The sequence below is a fragment of the Mesorhizobium sp. B2-1-1 genome (assembly GCF_006442975.2).
GTDB lineage: Bacteria > Pseudomonadota > Alphaproteobacteria > Rhizobiales > Rhizobiaceae > Mesorhizobium.
In genome coordinates this window covers 4,136,147-4,150,603 of the sequence record NZ_CP083954.1, presented here as the reverse complement: position 1 = coordinate 4,150,603, position 14,457 = coordinate 4,136,147, and the positions used below count along the sequence as shown (strand labels likewise).

Sequence of the window (14,457 nt, the reverse complement as noted above, 5' to 3'; positions counted from 1 at the left end):
CCCACGTCAAACGAGGCACGATCATGACCGCAGCATTTCTCTCCCATATCGACGGCGAACTTGAGGGGCTCAGATCGGCCGGACTGTACAAGTCCGAGCGGGTGATTTCCTCCACGCAGTCGGCTGAGATCGATGTCGGCGGCGAGAAGGTGCTGAATTTCTGCGCCAACAACTATCTCGGCCTCGCCGACAGCCCCGACCTGCGCGAGGCGGCAAAGCACGCGCTCGACCGCTACGGCTACGGCATGGCTTCGGTGCGTTTCATCTGCGGCACGCAGGAGGAGCACAAGCAGTTGGAAGCGACGATATCGTCCTTCCTCGGCATGGACGACACCATCCTCTACGGCTCCTGCTTCGATGCCAATGGTGGACTGTTCGAGACGCTTCTGGGCGAGGAGGACGCGATCATCTCCGATGCGCTGAACCACGCTTCCATCATCGACGGGGTCAGGCTGTCCAAGACCAAGCGCTTCCGCTACGCCAACAACGATATGGCGGATCTCGAGGCGCGGCTGAAGGAGGCGAAGGATTGCCGGTTCCGGCTGATCGCCACCGACGGCGTGTTCTCGATGGATGGCATCATCGCCAATCTCGCGGGTGTGTGCGATCTGGCCGAAAAATACGATGCCATGGTCATGGTCGACGACAGTCACGCGGTCGGCTTCGTCGGCAGGAACGGCCGCGGCTCGGCTGAGCATTGCGGCGTCGAGGGCAGGGTCGACATCATCACGGGTACGCTCGGCAAGGCGCTGGGCGGCGCTTCCGGCGGCTACACGTCCGGCAAGAAACAGGTGGTCGACTGGCTGCGCCAGCGCTCGCGGCCCTATCTGTTTTCCAACACGCTGATGCCGGCGATCGCCGGCGCCTCGATCAGAGTGTTCGACATGATCCGCAATGGCGATGCCCTGCGCGAGCGCCTATATGCCAATGCGGAACGGTTTCGGACACAGATGGGGAAGCTCGGCTTCACGCTGGCAGGCGCCGGCCATCCGATCATCCCGGTCATGCTGGGCGATGCCAGCTTGGCGCAGGAGATGGCGGCGCGCATGCTGCAACGCGGCATCTATGTCATCGGCTTCTCCTTCCCGGTGGTGCCCAAGGGCCAGGCGCGCATCCGCACGCAGATGTCGGCTGCGCATTCCAGCGCCGACATTGATCGGGCGGTCGAGGCTTTCGGTGCGGTTGGCAAGGAACTAGGTGTGATTTCCTGAGCGACCGGCGCCGCAAACCGCTTCCGGATCAAGAGATTCAAGGGACAAAAGAATGTCGAACATGATGAAGGCGCTGGTGAAGGCCAAGGCCGAGCCGGGCATCTGGATGGAAGAGGTGCCGGTGCCGGAAATCGGCCCCAACGACGTCCTGATCAAGGTGAAGAAGACCGCGATCTGCGGCACCGACGTCCACATCTACAATTGGGACCAGTGGGCGCAGAAGACGGTGCCCGTGCCGATGGTGACCGGCCATGAATTCGTCGGCACCGTCGCGGATTTCGGCGCCGCGGTCACCGAATACAAGGTCGGCCAACGCGTGTCGGGCGAAGGCCACATCGTCTGCGGACATTGCCGCAACTGCCGCGCGGGCAGGGGGCATCTGTGCCGCAACACGCTCGGCGTCGGCGTCAATCGCCCGGGCGCCTTCGGCGAGTACCTGGCGATCCCACAGCACAATGTCGTGCCGATCCCCGACGATGTGCCGGACGAGATCGCCGCGATCTTCGATCCCCTGGGCAATGCGGTTCACACCGCATTGTCATTTGATCTGGTCGGCGAGGACGTGCTGGTCACCGGCGCCGGACCGATCGGCATCATGGGCGCGCTGGTGGCGCAATGCGTCGGCGCCAGGAAGGTCGTTATCACCGATATCAATCCGGTTCGGCTGGATCTTGCGCGCAAGCTTGGCGTCCAGCACGTCGTCGACGCCTCCAAGGAAAAACTGAGCGACGTGATGCCGGCGCTCGGCATGACGGAGGGTTTTGATGTCGGCCTGGAAATGTCGGGGGCAGCCCCCGCCTTCCGCGACATGATCGACACCATGAACAATGGCGGCAAGATCGCCATCCTCGGCATTGCGCCGACCGGGTTCGAGATCGACTGGAATAAGGTCATCTTCAAGATGCTGCATCTCAAGGGCATCTATGGCCGCGAGATGTTCGAGACCTGGTACAAGATGATCGCGCTGGTCCAGGGCCCGCTCGACGTCTCAGGCCTGATCACGCACCGCATCGGCATCGATGATTTCCAGGTTGGATTCGACGCGATGCGCAGCGGCAGTTCGGGCAAGGTGGTGATGGACTGGTAATCGATGCGCCGGGAGTCTCAGGCTTCGAGGCAGGCGATGCTAGGGTCGCCTGGTTTTCAGCCATCGCACCTGTCGCCAGGCGCGCCGCAACGCAGTTGCGGCGGCGCCGATGGCAATGGCGGCGAGCGCAAGCGTCAAGACTTCGTTGTGGCCATTCCAAAGGAATTCTCCGGTAGATAGCAGTGCCGCGACGGTTGCGACTGCCATGCGATGTGGCTTGGCCATCGGTCCGGTGAAATCACTCGGCGTCTCGTTGGCCCGCCCCAATTCCCGCACATAGGCGGTGAGAACCGAAAAACAGGCCGCTGCCCAGCCAAGGCCAGGCATGCCGATGCCGTAACCTATGCCGGCCATGATGGCGATATCGGCGAGCCTGTCCGGGAACTCGTTCCAGAACGGCCCGTCGGCCGACGCCTTGCCGCCCTCGACGGCGACCATGCCATCGAACAGATTGCACAGCAGCCGCAGTTGGCAAAACAGCGCCGCGCCCAGCAACAGCAGCAAACGAGAAGTGCCGCCGCTCTGCCCGCCAAGCCAGAAGGCCGTGCCTGCCAGCGCGCCGGCGAGGATACTGGCCTGCGAAATCTGGTTGGGGGTCACGGAGAGTGCGGCGAGACGTCTGGCCGTCGCTTGTGCCCAGCGCGTGTCGCGGCTTGCAAGTGGTCTGCGATCGCCCGTGTTCATCACTGCCTCATCCCGGTGACCAGAAATAACGAGTGAGATGGAAGAAGATCGGAGCGGAGAAAACCACCGAATCCAGCCGATCTATCAGGCCGCCATGGCCGTCGATCAGATGGCCCCAATCCTTCACGCCGCGGTCACGTTTGATGGCGGACATCACAAGGCCGCCGAAAAAACCCATCAGCGTGATCAGGAAGGCCATCGCGCCCGCCTGAAGCGGAGAGAACGGCGTGATCCACCACAGGCCAGCGCCGATGAGGCTGGCGCTTGCAACGCCGCCGAGGAAACCTTCAAGCGTCTTGGACGGCGAAAGCTTTGGTGCGATCTTCGTATGCCCGATCGCCTTTCCCCAGATGTATTGCAGTACGTCGCTCAATTGCACGACGATGACAAGGAAGGCTATCAGAAGCACATTGCGACCCTCGTAGCCGGGAATATGCAACGTCAGAAGAGCCGGGACGTGGGAGGCGCAGAAAACGCAGATCATCAACGCCCATTGCACCTCGGCAATTCGAACGAGGAAGTGCTGGGTGTCGCCCCGTATGGCTGAGATGATTGGCATCAACAGGAAGGCGTAGACCGGGATGAAAACAGAAAAGACCCCGTAGTCCTCGATCCAGAGCAGCACATACTGTACCGGCAGCACGACGAAAAACGCCGTGGCCAGCGCCCAGTGGTCGGCACGCCGGGTATTGGTCAGCGTCACGAATTCGCGAAGTGCGGCGAAGGAACAGAAGCCAAAGAGAAGCAGGACGCCGATCCGCCCGGCGATGAATGCTATGGCGATGAGGATCGCCATTACCCACCAGGCATTGATACGGGCGTTGAGGTTCTCGATGGCTGGGTTGGAGCCTTCCGGCGACAGCCGTCGCTCCAGGATATGCCCCACGAAAGAGGCCACGAGCAGGATCCCGCAGACGCCGAGCACGAGAACCATCATATCGAATTGGGTTGAGCTCATTCCGCTGCCTTTTTCGGTGCCAGCGCCAGCAGCGCCCCACGTGCCCGCTCGAGGAACATATCCTTGCTCTCGCCGTCAGCCAGGTGCATTGCCTCGCCGAACGTCACGGTGCAGATCAGCGGGATAGGCACGAATTCCCCTTTCGGCATCACCCGGTTGAGATTGGCGATCCATACCGGCACCAACTCGAAATCCGGGTGCGATGCCGCCAAATGGAACAGCCCGGACTTGAATGGCTGCAAGGACGCGTCGGATTGGTTGCGCGTGCCTTCCGGGAAGAGAATGAGCGAAGAGCCTTCTCTCATCGCCTCCCCCATGCTCTCGACGGGATCCATCGTGCGTCCATTGCGATTGCGCTCGATCAGGACGGCATTGAAAACGTCGCGGCCGATGAAGGCTCGGACTTTTGATTTCAGCCAGTAGTCGGCACCCGCTACGGGACGCACCCGCCGACGCAGGCGCGGCGGCAGAACAGCCCAGATCAGGATGAAATCGCCATGGCTGGAATGATTGGCAAAGAAGATCGAGCGACGCCGAGGCAATCTGCCTTCATGCCAAAACGGCCGCACGGCGGTGATGGCTCGGGCAAACAGCAAGACGACCACGGCCACCGGCCTCGCGAGCAGCGACTTCATCCTTCCCCCCAATTCGCCCGTCGATGATCACCGGCTTACATACAGCGCTGAAAATCCGCCACCGAGCAAGCAGCGATCGAAAATGACCGCCAGACAGTCTCTGCTTCAAGGCGCTGTCGCGTCGAGCCACCGTCTCATATTCTATCTGCCGATAGCCGCTATCTCAGACCCAACGCGCTTTCCAATGACGCAACGCCTTTGACGATGGAGGCTTGCTGGTCGGCGCTCAGCTGGGCCAGCAGTTCCTGTTCGAAAGCCTTCGCCAGTGGCACCATCTCGCTATAGGCCGCAAGTCCGGCTCTGGTCAGCGCCAGGTGCTCGACGCGGCGATCGTTCTCGTCAGTGGTTCGGATGAGCCAGCGGCGACGCTCAAGCTCCGCCACGGCACGCGAAACCTTTGTCTTGTGCATCGCCGACTGCGCGCCGAGTTCCGTCGCGGTCATTGTGCCGCGCTGGCCAAGCCCCGAAAGCGTACGCCATTCCGGCCGTGTGAGGCCGTGACGCTCCTTGTAGATCCGAGAGAATTCGCGGCTCAGCGCATCGGCCAGCCGATACAGCCGGTAGGGCAGAAAGCTTTCGAGTTCCAGGATTTCGGATTCCATGACCAGCCATCGAGAAATGCCCGCGCACGGCATTGATAGTTACATTTTGGATGGTTACAAATGAAACCAATTTGGTCAAGCATTCGCGAGGAGGAAGCGATGGCCTTTTCCTACATGCCGGGTTTCGGTAACGATTTCGAAACCGAAAGCCTGCCGGGTTCGCTGCCGCACGGGCGTAATTCACCGCAGCGGCCGGCCTACGGCCTCTATGCCGAGCAGCTCTCCGGTTCGCCCTTCACCGCGCCGCGCGGCACCAATGAGCGCTCCTGGCTTTACCGCATCAGGCCGAGCGTCAGACATACCGGGCGCTTCAAGTCGGTGAGCTATCCCTTCTGGAAAAGTGCGCCCAATGTCGGCGATCATGAGCTGGCGCTCGGCCAGTATCGCTGGAGCCCGGTGCCGATGCCGAAGGAGCCGACCGACTTCATCGCCGGCATGCGCTCGATCACCACCGCCGGCGACGTGCTTGGGCAGACCGGCATGGCGGCGCATGTCTATGTCGCCAACAGGTCGATGGTCGACGACCATTTCTTCAACGCCGACGGCGAGTTGCTGGTGGTGCCGCAGGTGGGCGCCTTGCGCTTCGTCACCGAGATGGGGGTCATCGAGCTCAGGCCCGGCGAGATCGCGGTCCTGCCGCGCGGTCTCGTGTTCAAGGTCGAACTGGTCGATGCCGAAGTGCGCGGCTATGTCTGCGAGAACTACGGCGCCAAGCTGACGATGCCCGACCGCGGCCCGATCGGCGCCAACTGCCTGGCCAATCCGCGCGATTTCAAGACGCCCTGCGCCTGGTTTGAGGAGAAGGAGACGCCCTGCCGGCTGATCGTCAAATGGTGCGGACATTTTCATGTCACGGAAATCGGCCAGTCGCCCCTCGATGTGGTGGCGTGGCACGGCAACTATGCACCCTATAAATATGATCTGGCGGCGTTTTCGCCGGTTGGTGCGATCCTCTTTGACCACCCCGATCCGTCGATCTTCACGGTGCTGACGGCGCCGAGCGGCGAGGAGGGCACCGCCAACATCGATTTCGTCATCTTTCCGCCGCGCTGGCTGGTGGCGGAGGATACGTTCCGCCCGCCCTGGTATCACCGCAACATCATGAGCGAGTTCATGGGGCTGATTCACGGCCAGTACGACGCCAAGGAAGAAGGGTTCGTTCCCGGCGGCATCAGTCTGCACAATCTGATGCTGGCCCATGGCCCGGATGCACCTGGCTTCGAAAAGGCCTCGCGCGCGGATCTGAAACCGGTCAAGCTCGACAACACCATGGCCTTCATGTTCGAGACCCGGTTCTCGCAGATGCTGACCCGCTACGCTGCCGAACTCGACACCAGGCAGGACAATTACATCGACTGCTGGGCCGATCTGAAGAAGCGCTTCAATGGCACGCCCGAGGGCGATTGGTCCTGAAGGATCGCTGCCGCCGGAAAACTGCCTTCAGGAAAGTTGAGCCGGCGGCTTGACGATTGCCCATAACAGCCTTGTTGTGGGCCAAGCGGCGCAAGGCCGCGTCAGGAGAGGAAACCGCATGAAGCTTGCCACATTGAAGAACGGGACGCGCGACGGAAAGCTCGTCGTCGTCTCGCGCGATCTTACACGCTTCACCGATGCCTCCTTCCTGGTGCCGACGCTGCAGGCGGCGCTCGACGATTGGCGGCGGATTTCGCCGCATCTGGCCGCAATGGCGGAGTCGCTCGAGAGCAATGCGGTGCCGTCGGCGCGCTTTCACGAACATAATGCCCATTCGCCGCTGCCGCGCGCCTATCAATGGGCTGACGGTTCGGCCTATGTGAACCATGTCGAGCTGGTGCGGAAGGCGCGCGGGGCCGAGATGCCGGCGAGCTTCTGGACCGACCCGCTGATCTATCAGGGCGGCTCCGACAGCTTCATCCCGCCGCGAGACCCGATCCGCATGGCCGACGAGGCCTCTGGCATCGACATGGAGGCGGAAGTCGCGGTCGTTGTCGATGATGTGCCGATGGGCGCCAGCCTCGAAAAAGCGCGGGAGGCGATTCGCCTGGTGATGCTGGTCAACGACGTGACGCTGCGTGCGATCACCGGACCGGAACTCGCCAAGGGGTTCGGCTTCTTTCAATCCAAGCCGTCCTCGGCCTTCTCGCCGGTCGCGGTGACGCCGGACGAGTTGGGCGAGGCCTGGGACGGCGGCAAGGTCAGCCTGCCGCTGCTTGCCGACCTCAACGGCAAACCTTTCGGCCGGGCGAATGCCGGCGTCGACATGACGTTCGATTTCCCTGCGCTCATCGTGCACGCGGCGAAAACACGGCCGCTGGCGGCCGGCACCATCATCGGCTCCGGCACAGTCTCCAACAAGCTCGGCGGTGAGCCTGGCAAACCTGTCTCGGCCGGCGGCGCTGGCTATTCCTGCATCGCTGAACTGCGCATGATCGAGACCATCGAGAGCGGCGAGCCGAAGACGCCGTTTCTGCGTTTCGGCGACACGGTGCGCATAGAGATGAAGGACAAGGCCGGGCATTCGATCTTCGGCGCCATCGAGCAGACGGTCGAGAAATATGAAGGGTGAGAGCGCAAGAAGTTGAAGGATGAACCTGCTTGATCATCTGCGCCGAATGGCCCGCAACAACCGCTGGTCGAACGACCGGCTCTACCGCGCCGTGCTTATGCTGGGGCCTGGTGAATTCGAAGCCAATCGCATCAGCTTCTTCCCGTCGATAAGGGCGACGCTCAACCACATCCTTGCGGTCGATCTTCTCTATCTCGATTTTCTGGAGCAGGGCGGTATCGGCGCCGCGGTGTACGATGATTTCGTGCCGTTCGATAACGCAGCCGATTTGTCAGTGGCCCAGATCAAGTTCGACCGCAGGCTGATCACCTTCTGCGATGCCTTGTTGGAAGCCGACCTCGACCGCCATGTCATCACTGACCGGCGTGGAGACGGCATGATCCCGGAAAAGATCGGCGATATCCTCGCCCATGTTTTCCTGCATGACATCCACCATCGCGGCCAGGTGCACGCGATGCTGTCCGGCACGTCGGTCGCGCCGCCGCAACTCGACGAGTTCCTGCTCGATTATGATTTGAAGCTGAGGCAGGAGGAGGTTGGACGGCTGGGTTTGTGAGACCACTGCTTATGTCAGGGCGACGTCGTAGCGGGCGAAATGCGGGTCGGATGTCATGATGGTTAGTTTGTCCATTTGCGCCTGCGCAATCAGTAGTCTGTCGAATGGATCGCCATGGTGGTGGGGTAGGCCAGCGACAGCGTTCGCATGCTGGAAGGTGACGGCGAGCGGCTGAAATTGCATCCTTGGAAGCAGTGTTGGCAGATCATCCGGCGCATCGAGTTTTCTGATTGAGCGCTTGATGGCAATTTCCCAGACGCTTGCCGCGCTGGCGAACACCACCGCTTCCGAAGCCAGGATGGCGCGGTAGTGCTTGCTGAGACGTCGATCGTCCGAAATCGACCAAAGGATGATATGTGTATCGGCGAGAAACGGGCCGATCATCATTTGACGTACTCGTCCCATTCGGGGCCGAGTTCGTCAAAATCGTCCGCAATCCAGATCTTGCCTTTCAACGCGCCGATACGCGGCAAGGGTTCCGCCGCTGCCGGAGGCACGATACGCGCAGCCACCTTGCCGTGGCGCGTGAGTACAATCTCTTCACCGGCTTCCGCGCGGCTGACGAGTTCCGACAATTTGGCCTTGGCCTCGGCGATGGAAACATTCATGGCTCGATCCTTTGTGACCATAATTTAGGTCATAATTTATCGAACCGCAAGCCGCCTGGTCGGGGTCGATCTACTCCGCGGCCTGCACCTTGATCACGCCGCGCTTGATCTGGTCCTGCTCGATCGATTCGAACAGTGCGCGGAAATTGCCTTCGCCAAAGCCTTCGTCGCCTTTGCGCTGGATGAATTCGAAGAAGATCGGTCCGATCACGGTCTTGGAGAAGATCTGCAAGAGGATCTTCGTCGTGCCGCCGTCGACCACGCCTTCACCGTCGATCAAAATGCCATGCTTCGTCATGCGCTCGATCGGCTCGTCATGGCCGTTCACGCGTGCATGCGACATCTCGTAATAGGTCTCCGGCGGGCCGGGCATGAATTTCAGCCCATTGGCGGCAAGCTTGTCGGTGGCCTCGTAGATCGCGTCGGTGCCCACCGCTATGTGCTGGATGCCCTCGCCATTGTACTTCTTCAGATATTCGGCGATCTGGCTGGTGTCGTCCTTGGACTCGTTGAGCGGAATGCGGATCTTGCCGCAGGGCGAGGTGATCGCCCGGCTGACCAGCCCGGTGATCTTGCCGTCGATGTCGAAGAAATGGATCTGCTTGAAGCCAAACAGGTCGCGGTAGAAACCCCACCATTTGTCCATGTTGCCGCGGTAGACATTATGCGTGAGGTGGTCGAGGAAATAGAAGCCGACGCCTTCCGGCCTGGGGTCGCGTTTGCCCAGCCATTCGAATTCGGCATCATAGGCCGAACCCCTCTCGCCATAGGTTTCGATGAAGTAGAGCAGCGAGCCGCCGATGCCAACGATCGCCGGCACGTCAAGCGTCTTGTCGGCGCCTTCGTAAGGCGTGGCTCCTTTCGATACCGCGTGTTCGAAGGCATGCTTGGCGTCCACGACCCGCCACGCCATCGAGGAGGCGCATGGGCCATGCTTGTCGACGAACTTCATCGCATGCGAGCTGGGCTCGGCGTTGACGACATAGTTGATGTCGCCTTGCCGCCAGACGGTGATGTCCTTGGTGCGATGCCTGGCCACGGCTACGTAGCCCATGCGGGTGAACAACTCGGCCAGCTTCCGCGGCTCCGGATGCGCGAATTCGACGAACTCGAAACCGTCGGTGCCGGCAGGGTTGGTCTTGCTGATCTTGGCGGGCGGGGCGTCGTGCGGGAAGGGACCCATGATAATCCTCCGGAAGCTGGCTTGGCCTGGATGGGCCATCTCAACTCATCATAGCGCGGGCAGGTCGCACGGTGCTTGCATTCAAACGCTTGAAATGTTTATCTGATGCATGAAATGTGCATGGTTTTTGGAAGTATCATGAATGATACGCGTCTTGATCAGTTTGATCGCAAGATATTGGCGCTGTTGCAGTGTGACGCACGGCTCACCAACAACGACCTTTCGGAGCGGGTGAACCTCTCGGCCTCGCAATGTTCGCGCCGCCGCCAGCGGCTTGAGGAGGACGGCTATATCAAGGGCTATCGCGCCGTGCTTGACCGCGACCGGCTGGGCTTTTCGCTGGTCAACGTCATCTCGGTGACCTTGGCCACTCACAACCGCGACAATGCGCGGCGCTTCGGCGAACTGGTGGCGCGGCTGCCCGAAGTGCAGGAGGCGCACGCGCTGACCGGCGAAATGGATTATATCCTGAAGGTGGTTACGCCCGACCTGAAATCATTGTCGGAGTTCGTCAATGGCGTGCTCTTGCCCCACGAATCTGTGCAGCACGTCAAGACGGCGATTGTGCTCGAGACGCTCAAGGAGACGGGCGCGCTGCCAATCTAACCCTTCGACTGCTGAATCAGCCCATAGAGATTGGTGCAGCGGGCGCCGGAACGGCAGTAGGCGAACACCGGGCCTTCCAGCTCGTCGAGCGCTTGTCCCTGGTCCTCGACATTCTCCGCCGTGATCTGGCCGCTGATGACGGGGATGTAGCGGAAGGCAAGCCCGGCAGCCTCGACTGCGGCCTTGAGCGTGTCGGCCGAAGGCTGGCCGGGCTGCTCGTCGTCCGGCCGGTTGCAGATCACGCTCTTGAAGCCGGCTGCCTTGATGGCGGCGACGTCCTCGGGCTGGATCTGGCCCGAGACCGAATAGTCCTCGCTGATCTCGCGGTATTCCATTGTGGTGTCCTCGCAATCTGGTTGGGCAGTCTTGCCACTCCCCGGCACGGCCGGCAATCCACGCCGAGGGATTTCTCTGCCAAATAGCGAGTGCTGACCGGAAAATCCAACCGGGCCGCGAGGGCCCGGTTGGGTCGGAGCGGCTCAACTGCCGAGGATCGCGCCTTTGATCTGCGTGATGTTGTTGTGCATCATGTCGACATAGGTCGAGGCCGGGCCTTCGGGCTGCGACAGCGCGTCGGAATAGAGCGTGCCGCCGACCTTGATGCCGGTCTCGCTGGCGATCTGCTCGATCAGGCGCGGATTGGTGATGTTCTCGACGAAGATCGCCGCCGCTTTGTCCTGCTTGACCTGCTCGACCAGCTTGGCGACGTCGGCGGCCGACGGTTCGGAATCCGTCGAGACGCCCTCCGGCGCTAGGAAGGTCAGGCCGTATTCGTGCTCGAAATAGCCGAACGCGTCATGCGAGGTGATGACAACGCGTTTTGCCTCGGGGATGGACTGGATCGCCGCCTTCACCTCGCTTTCGAGCGCGTCGAGCTTCTTTGTGTAAGCCGCGGCGTTGGTCTGGTAGCTGACGCAGCCATCATTGTCGGCCGCGCAGAACGCTTCGGCAATGTTCTTCACATAGATCTTGGCGTTGGCGATCGACTGGAAGGCATGTGGGTCGGTGACCGTCTTGCCGCCGCCGGTACCCGCGCCCTCCGCCGCGTCCGCATCGGCGAATTCCGGTTTGAAGTCGATCGCCGCCACGCCCTTGGTCAGGGTGACGATCGAGGCCTTAGTGGCGCTGGCATCGACCAGCCGCTGTAGAAAGCCCTCGAAATGCAGGCCGTTGACCAGCACCAGATCGGCGCCCGCCATGGCTACCGCATCAGCCGGGCTCGGCTCGTAGACATGCGCATCGCCGTCGGGTCCCACGATGGTGGTGATGTTGACGCGGTCGCCGCCAACATTCCTGGCGAAATCAGCAATGACGGTAAAACTTGCGACCACTTTCAAGGGCGCCGCAAAGGCCGACGACGCGTCGAGAGCAGTTAATGTTATAACGCTCATCGTAAGGGCGGCGCGGATCGATTTCAACATGGGCGGTCTCCTTGGAGGCTGGGGTGGATCAGGCCGTCCGATGACGGTGATGGATGATGCGGGCGCGCAGCGCGCCGCGTGTGCCGAACAGGATCGAGGCGAAATAGACGACGCCTGCCGACAGGATGATCGCCGGGCCTGAGGGCAGCGAGGCGTGGTAGGACAGAAGCAGTCCGGCGATGCAGGAGGCAAAGCCGATCAGCACGGCCAGCACGCACATCGGTTCGACGCGCACGGTCCAGAAACGGGCCGCGGCGGCCGGCAGCATCATCAGTCCGACCGACAGAAGCGTGCCCAGCGCCTGGAAGCCGCCAACGAGGTTGAGCACGACGAGGCCGAGGAAAATGAAATGCACCGGACTGCCCCACCGGCTGACCGAGCGCAGGAACAGCGGGTCGAGGCATTCGGCGACCAAGGCCCGCCAGAAGACGGCGAGACTGGCAAGCGTCACCAGCACGATGCCGCCGATCAGCGTCAGCGCTTCATCGTTGAGCGCCAGCACCGTACCGAACAGCACATGCATGAGGTCGACGCTGGAGCCACGGACCGAAACCATCAGCACGCCGACGGCGAGCGAAATCAGGTAGAAGGCGGCCATCGAGGCGTCTTCGCGCTGGATGGTGAATCGCGAGACGGCGCCCGCGCCGAGTGCAACGACGATGCCGGCGATCAGGCCGCCAATGGTCATCGGCAGGATTTCCAGCCCGTAAAGCAGGAAGCCGGCGGCGGCGCCCGGCAGGATCGCGTGCGCCATGGCGTCACCCGAGAGGCTCATGCGCCGTAACATCAGGAACACGCCGACCGGACAGGCGCCGAGCGACAGCATCAACGAGCCGAACAGCGCCCGCTGCATGAAGGCGAAATCGGCGAAAGGCGCGATGAAGAGTTCGTAGAAGACGTTCATCATGCAGCCCTTGGTCCGGCGCCATGATGGTGGTGACGATCCTGTGCATGGGCAGGCTCATCATGATTGTGATCATGTCCGTCATGGTCATGATCGGGTCCGCCCGGCTCGCACCATGGCGCGTTCTCTTCCCACGCTTCATGGAAGCGCCTGGCCCGCAGGAGATTCTCAGGCCGCAGCGTCTCCTTCGTCTCGCCCCAGGCGACAGGCTGGCGGGCCAGCAGCAGCGTTTCGGGAAAATTCTGCCGGACAAGGTCGAGGTCGTGGACGACGACCATGATTGTGCGTTCCTCGCCATGCCAGCGCTTGATCAGCGCAATAAGATCGCCCATCGTCTTTGCATCGACGGCGTTGAACGGCTCGTCGAGCAGGATTAGATCCGCATCCTGCAACAGCACGCGGGCAAACAAGGTGCGCTGCAACTGGCCGCCCGACAGCGTGTCGATCGGGCGGGTCTCGAAGCCGCCAAGGCCGACCGCCATCAACGCCTCGCTGACGGATTGGCGATCCTCCTTGGTATGGCGGCCGAGCAGCCCGCGTTTCGGCCACAGGCCGAGCGAGACCAGATCGACGACCCGGGCCGGAAAGCTGCGGTCGAGTTCCGACTGCTGCGGCAGATAGGCGGCGCGCACGCCAGGCGCCCGCGTCACAGCGCCGGCCATCGGCTTCAGCACGCCGACGATACCCTTCATCAACGTCGACTTGCCCGAACCATTGGCGCCAACGACGGCGGTCAGCGAGCCTTTGCGTATGATGCCGTCCAGATGATGGATCGCCGGATGGCTGTTATAGCCAAGCGTCAGGTCACGGAATGTCAGGCAGGTTTCGGTCATTTGACGGTCCGTGGGGCGGTAGTGCGGCTGCCGGGCAGCGCCGATTGGATATGTGATGTTATTACATTAGTCAACAAGCCAATCGAGCGGAATTGTGGCTGCCGGCTCAACTTGCCGTGACCCTCCGGCGCTGCTGGTCCAAGGGGATTTGGAACGCTCGGCCTTGCCCGAAGCCGGTGCCAACTCTAAAGAGGCGCGACCACAAAGGAAGGAAACCTCCCATGAGCATTCGTCGCATCGATGTTGGCCCGCGCATGAGCCAGATCGTCATTCACGGCAATACCGTCTATCTGGCCGGCCAGGTCGGAGAGCCGGGCGGCAATGTCGCCTCGCAGACTCGCGATATTCTGGCGACGATCGACGAATTGCTGGCCAAGGCCGGCACCGACAAGACCAAGATCGTCCAGGCGATCATCTGGCTGGCCGACATGGGCACCTTCGCCGAGATGAACTCGGAATGGGACAAGTGGGTGCCGCAGGGCCACACACCCGCACGCGCCACCGGCGAAGCCAAGCTCGCCGGTCCGGAATATCTGGTCGAGATCATTATCACCGCGGCGATCTGAGGCGCTGCGCTTTCCCTTCTCCCCTTCCTTGCGAGGCAAAAAGGGGAGAAGGGAAGAG

General features: G+C 61.8%; 18 protein-coding genes. 7 read left to right on the top strand and 11 right to left on the bottom strand.

The features are described from left to right. Positions 1-23 precede the first annotated feature (23 nt). Both FJ972_RS20455 and tdh read left to right on the top strand, forming a co-directional pair. Positions 24-1,211, top strand: coding sequence for a glycine C-acetyltransferase (locus FJ972_RS20455; RefSeq protein WP_140521700.1), 1,188 nt, complete (start codon positions 24-26; stop codon positions 1,209-1,211). A 52-nt stretch (positions 1,212-1,263) separates the two neighbouring features. After that, positions 1,264-2,298, top strand: coding sequence for an L-threonine 3-dehydrogenase (tdh, locus tag FJ972_RS20450; RefSeq protein WP_140494176.1), 1,035 nt, complete (start codon positions 1,264-1,266; stop codon positions 2,296-2,298). Between the two features lie 39 nt (positions 2,299-2,337). On the opposite strand, the gene FJ972_RS20445 is transcribed toward tdh, so the two are convergent. The 4 genes from FJ972_RS20445 to FJ972_RS20430 form a co-directional block, all read right to left on the bottom strand. Next, the gene (locus tag FJ972_RS20445) at positions 2,338-2,985 is read right to left on the bottom strand and encodes a CDP-alcohol phosphatidyltransferase family protein (RefSeq protein WP_181167398.1); all 648 of its coding nucleotides are present in this window, start codon (positions 2,983-2,985) and stop codon (positions 2,338-2,340) included. 4 nt (positions 2,986-2,989) lie between these two features. Continuing rightward, complete coding sequence (locus tag FJ972_RS20440) at positions 2,990-3,916, bottom strand: phosphatidate cytidylyltransferase (RefSeq protein WP_413466299.1); 927 nt, start codon at positions 3,914-3,916, stop codon at positions 2,990-2,992. A 20-nt stretch (positions 3,917-3,936) separates the two neighbouring features. Then, complete coding sequence (locus FJ972_RS20435) at positions 3,937-4,575, bottom strand: lysophospholipid acyltransferase family protein (protein ID WP_140521705.1); 639 nt, start codon at positions 4,573-4,575, stop codon at positions 3,937-3,939. Positions 4,576-4,733: 158 nt separating this feature from the next. Beyond that, positions 4,734-5,177, bottom strand: coding sequence for a MarR family winged helix-turn-helix transcriptional regulator (locus FJ972_RS20430; protein ID WP_140521707.1), 444 nt, complete (start codon positions 5,175-5,177; stop codon positions 4,734-4,736). Positions 5,178-5,276: 99 nt separating this feature from the next. Between FJ972_RS20430 and hmgA the strand changes: the two genes are divergently transcribed. The 3 genes from hmgA (at position 5,277) to FJ972_RS20415 (ending at position 8,278) form a co-directional block, all read left to right on the top strand. Further along, positions 5,277-6,590, top strand: a complete 1,314-nt coding sequence (gene hmgA, locus FJ972_RS20425) for a homogentisate 1,2-dioxygenase (RefSeq protein ID WP_140521709.1) — start codon at positions 5,277-5,279, stop codon at positions 6,588-6,590. 118 nt (positions 6,591-6,708) lie between these two features. Continuing rightward, positions 6,709-7,722: a fumarylacetoacetate hydrolase family protein gene (locus tag FJ972_RS20420; protein ID WP_140521711.1), complete on the top strand. Its 1,014-nt coding sequence runs from the start codon at positions 6,709-6,711 to the stop codon at positions 7,720-7,722. A 19-nt stretch (positions 7,723-7,741) separates the two neighbouring features. Continuing rightward, on the top strand, positions 7,742-8,278 hold the full coding sequence (locus FJ972_RS20415; protein WP_140494164.1) for a DinB family protein: 537 nt from the start codon (positions 7,742-7,744) through the stop codon (positions 8,276-8,278). A 9-nt stretch (positions 8,279-8,287) separates the two neighbouring features. On the opposite strand, the gene FJ972_RS20410 is transcribed toward FJ972_RS20415, so the two are convergent. The 3 genes from FJ972_RS20410 to hppD all read right to left on the bottom strand — a co-directional run bounded on the left by FJ972_RS20410 (position 8,288) and on the right by hppD (position 10,069). Continuing rightward, positions 8,288-8,665: a type II toxin-antitoxin system VapC family toxin gene (locus FJ972_RS20410; protein WP_140494162.1), complete on the bottom strand. Its 378-nt coding sequence runs from the start codon at positions 8,663-8,665 to the stop codon at positions 8,288-8,290. Next, positions 8,662-8,886 (bottom strand): type II toxin-antitoxin system Phd/YefM family antitoxin, encoded by a 225-nt coding sequence (locus FJ972_RS20405; protein WP_023813589.1) that lies wholly within the window; start codon positions 8,884-8,886, stop codon positions 8,662-8,664. The genes FJ972_RS20410 and FJ972_RS20405 overlap by 4 nt, the downstream gene beginning before the upstream one ends. A 70-nt stretch (positions 8,887-8,956) precedes the next feature. Continuing rightward, the gene (gene hppD, locus FJ972_RS20400; RefSeq protein ID WP_140521713.1) at positions 8,957-10,069 is read right to left on the bottom strand and encodes a 4-hydroxyphenylpyruvate dioxygenase; all 1,113 of its coding nucleotides are present in this window, start codon (positions 10,067-10,069) and stop codon (positions 8,957-8,959) included. Positions 10,070-10,207: 138 nt separating this feature from the next. Between hppD and FJ972_RS20395 the strand changes: the two genes are divergently transcribed. Beyond that, the gene (locus FJ972_RS20395; protein ID WP_140494158.1) at positions 10,208-10,675 is read left to right on the top strand and encodes an Lrp/AsnC family transcriptional regulator; all 468 of its coding nucleotides are present in this window, start codon (positions 10,208-10,210) and stop codon (positions 10,673-10,675) included. On the opposite strand, the gene FJ972_RS20390 is transcribed toward FJ972_RS20395, so the two are convergent. The 4 genes from FJ972_RS20390 to aztA form a co-directional block, all read right to left on the bottom strand. Then, positions 10,672-11,010 (bottom strand): TIGR01244 family sulfur transferase, encoded by a 339-nt coding sequence (locus tag FJ972_RS20390; RefSeq protein WP_140494156.1) that lies wholly within the window; start codon positions 11,008-11,010, stop codon positions 10,672-10,674. The two genes, FJ972_RS20395 and FJ972_RS20390, sit on opposite strands and share 4 nt — an antisense overlap. Before the next feature lie 144 nt (positions 11,011-11,154). Beyond that, positions 11,155-12,096: a zinc ABC transporter substrate-binding protein AztC gene (aztC, locus tag FJ972_RS20385; protein ID WP_140494154.1), complete on the bottom strand. Its 942-nt coding sequence runs from the start codon at positions 12,094-12,096 to the stop codon at positions 11,155-11,157. A gap of 28 nt (positions 12,097-12,124) precedes the next feature. Continuing rightward, positions 12,125-13,000, bottom strand: a complete 876-nt coding sequence (gene aztB, locus FJ972_RS20380; RefSeq protein ID WP_140515812.1) for a zinc ABC transporter permease AztB — start codon at positions 12,998-13,000, stop codon at positions 12,125-12,127. Further along, a complete protein-coding gene (gene aztA, locus FJ972_RS20375; RefSeq protein WP_140494152.1) occupies positions 13,000-13,833 on the bottom strand; it encodes a zinc ABC transporter ATP-binding protein AztA in 834 nt (277 codons plus the stop codon). The genes aztB and aztA overlap by 1 nt, the downstream gene beginning before the upstream one ends. Positions 13,834-14,054: 221 nt before the next feature. Here aztA and FJ972_RS20370 point away from each other — a divergent pair, with 221 nt between their 5' ends. Then, the gene (locus tag FJ972_RS20370; RefSeq protein WP_056562755.1) at positions 14,055-14,399 is read left to right on the top strand and encodes a RidA family protein; all 345 of its coding nucleotides are present in this window, start codon (positions 14,055-14,057) and stop codon (positions 14,397-14,399) included. Positions 14,400-14,457 lie beyond the last annotated feature (58 nt).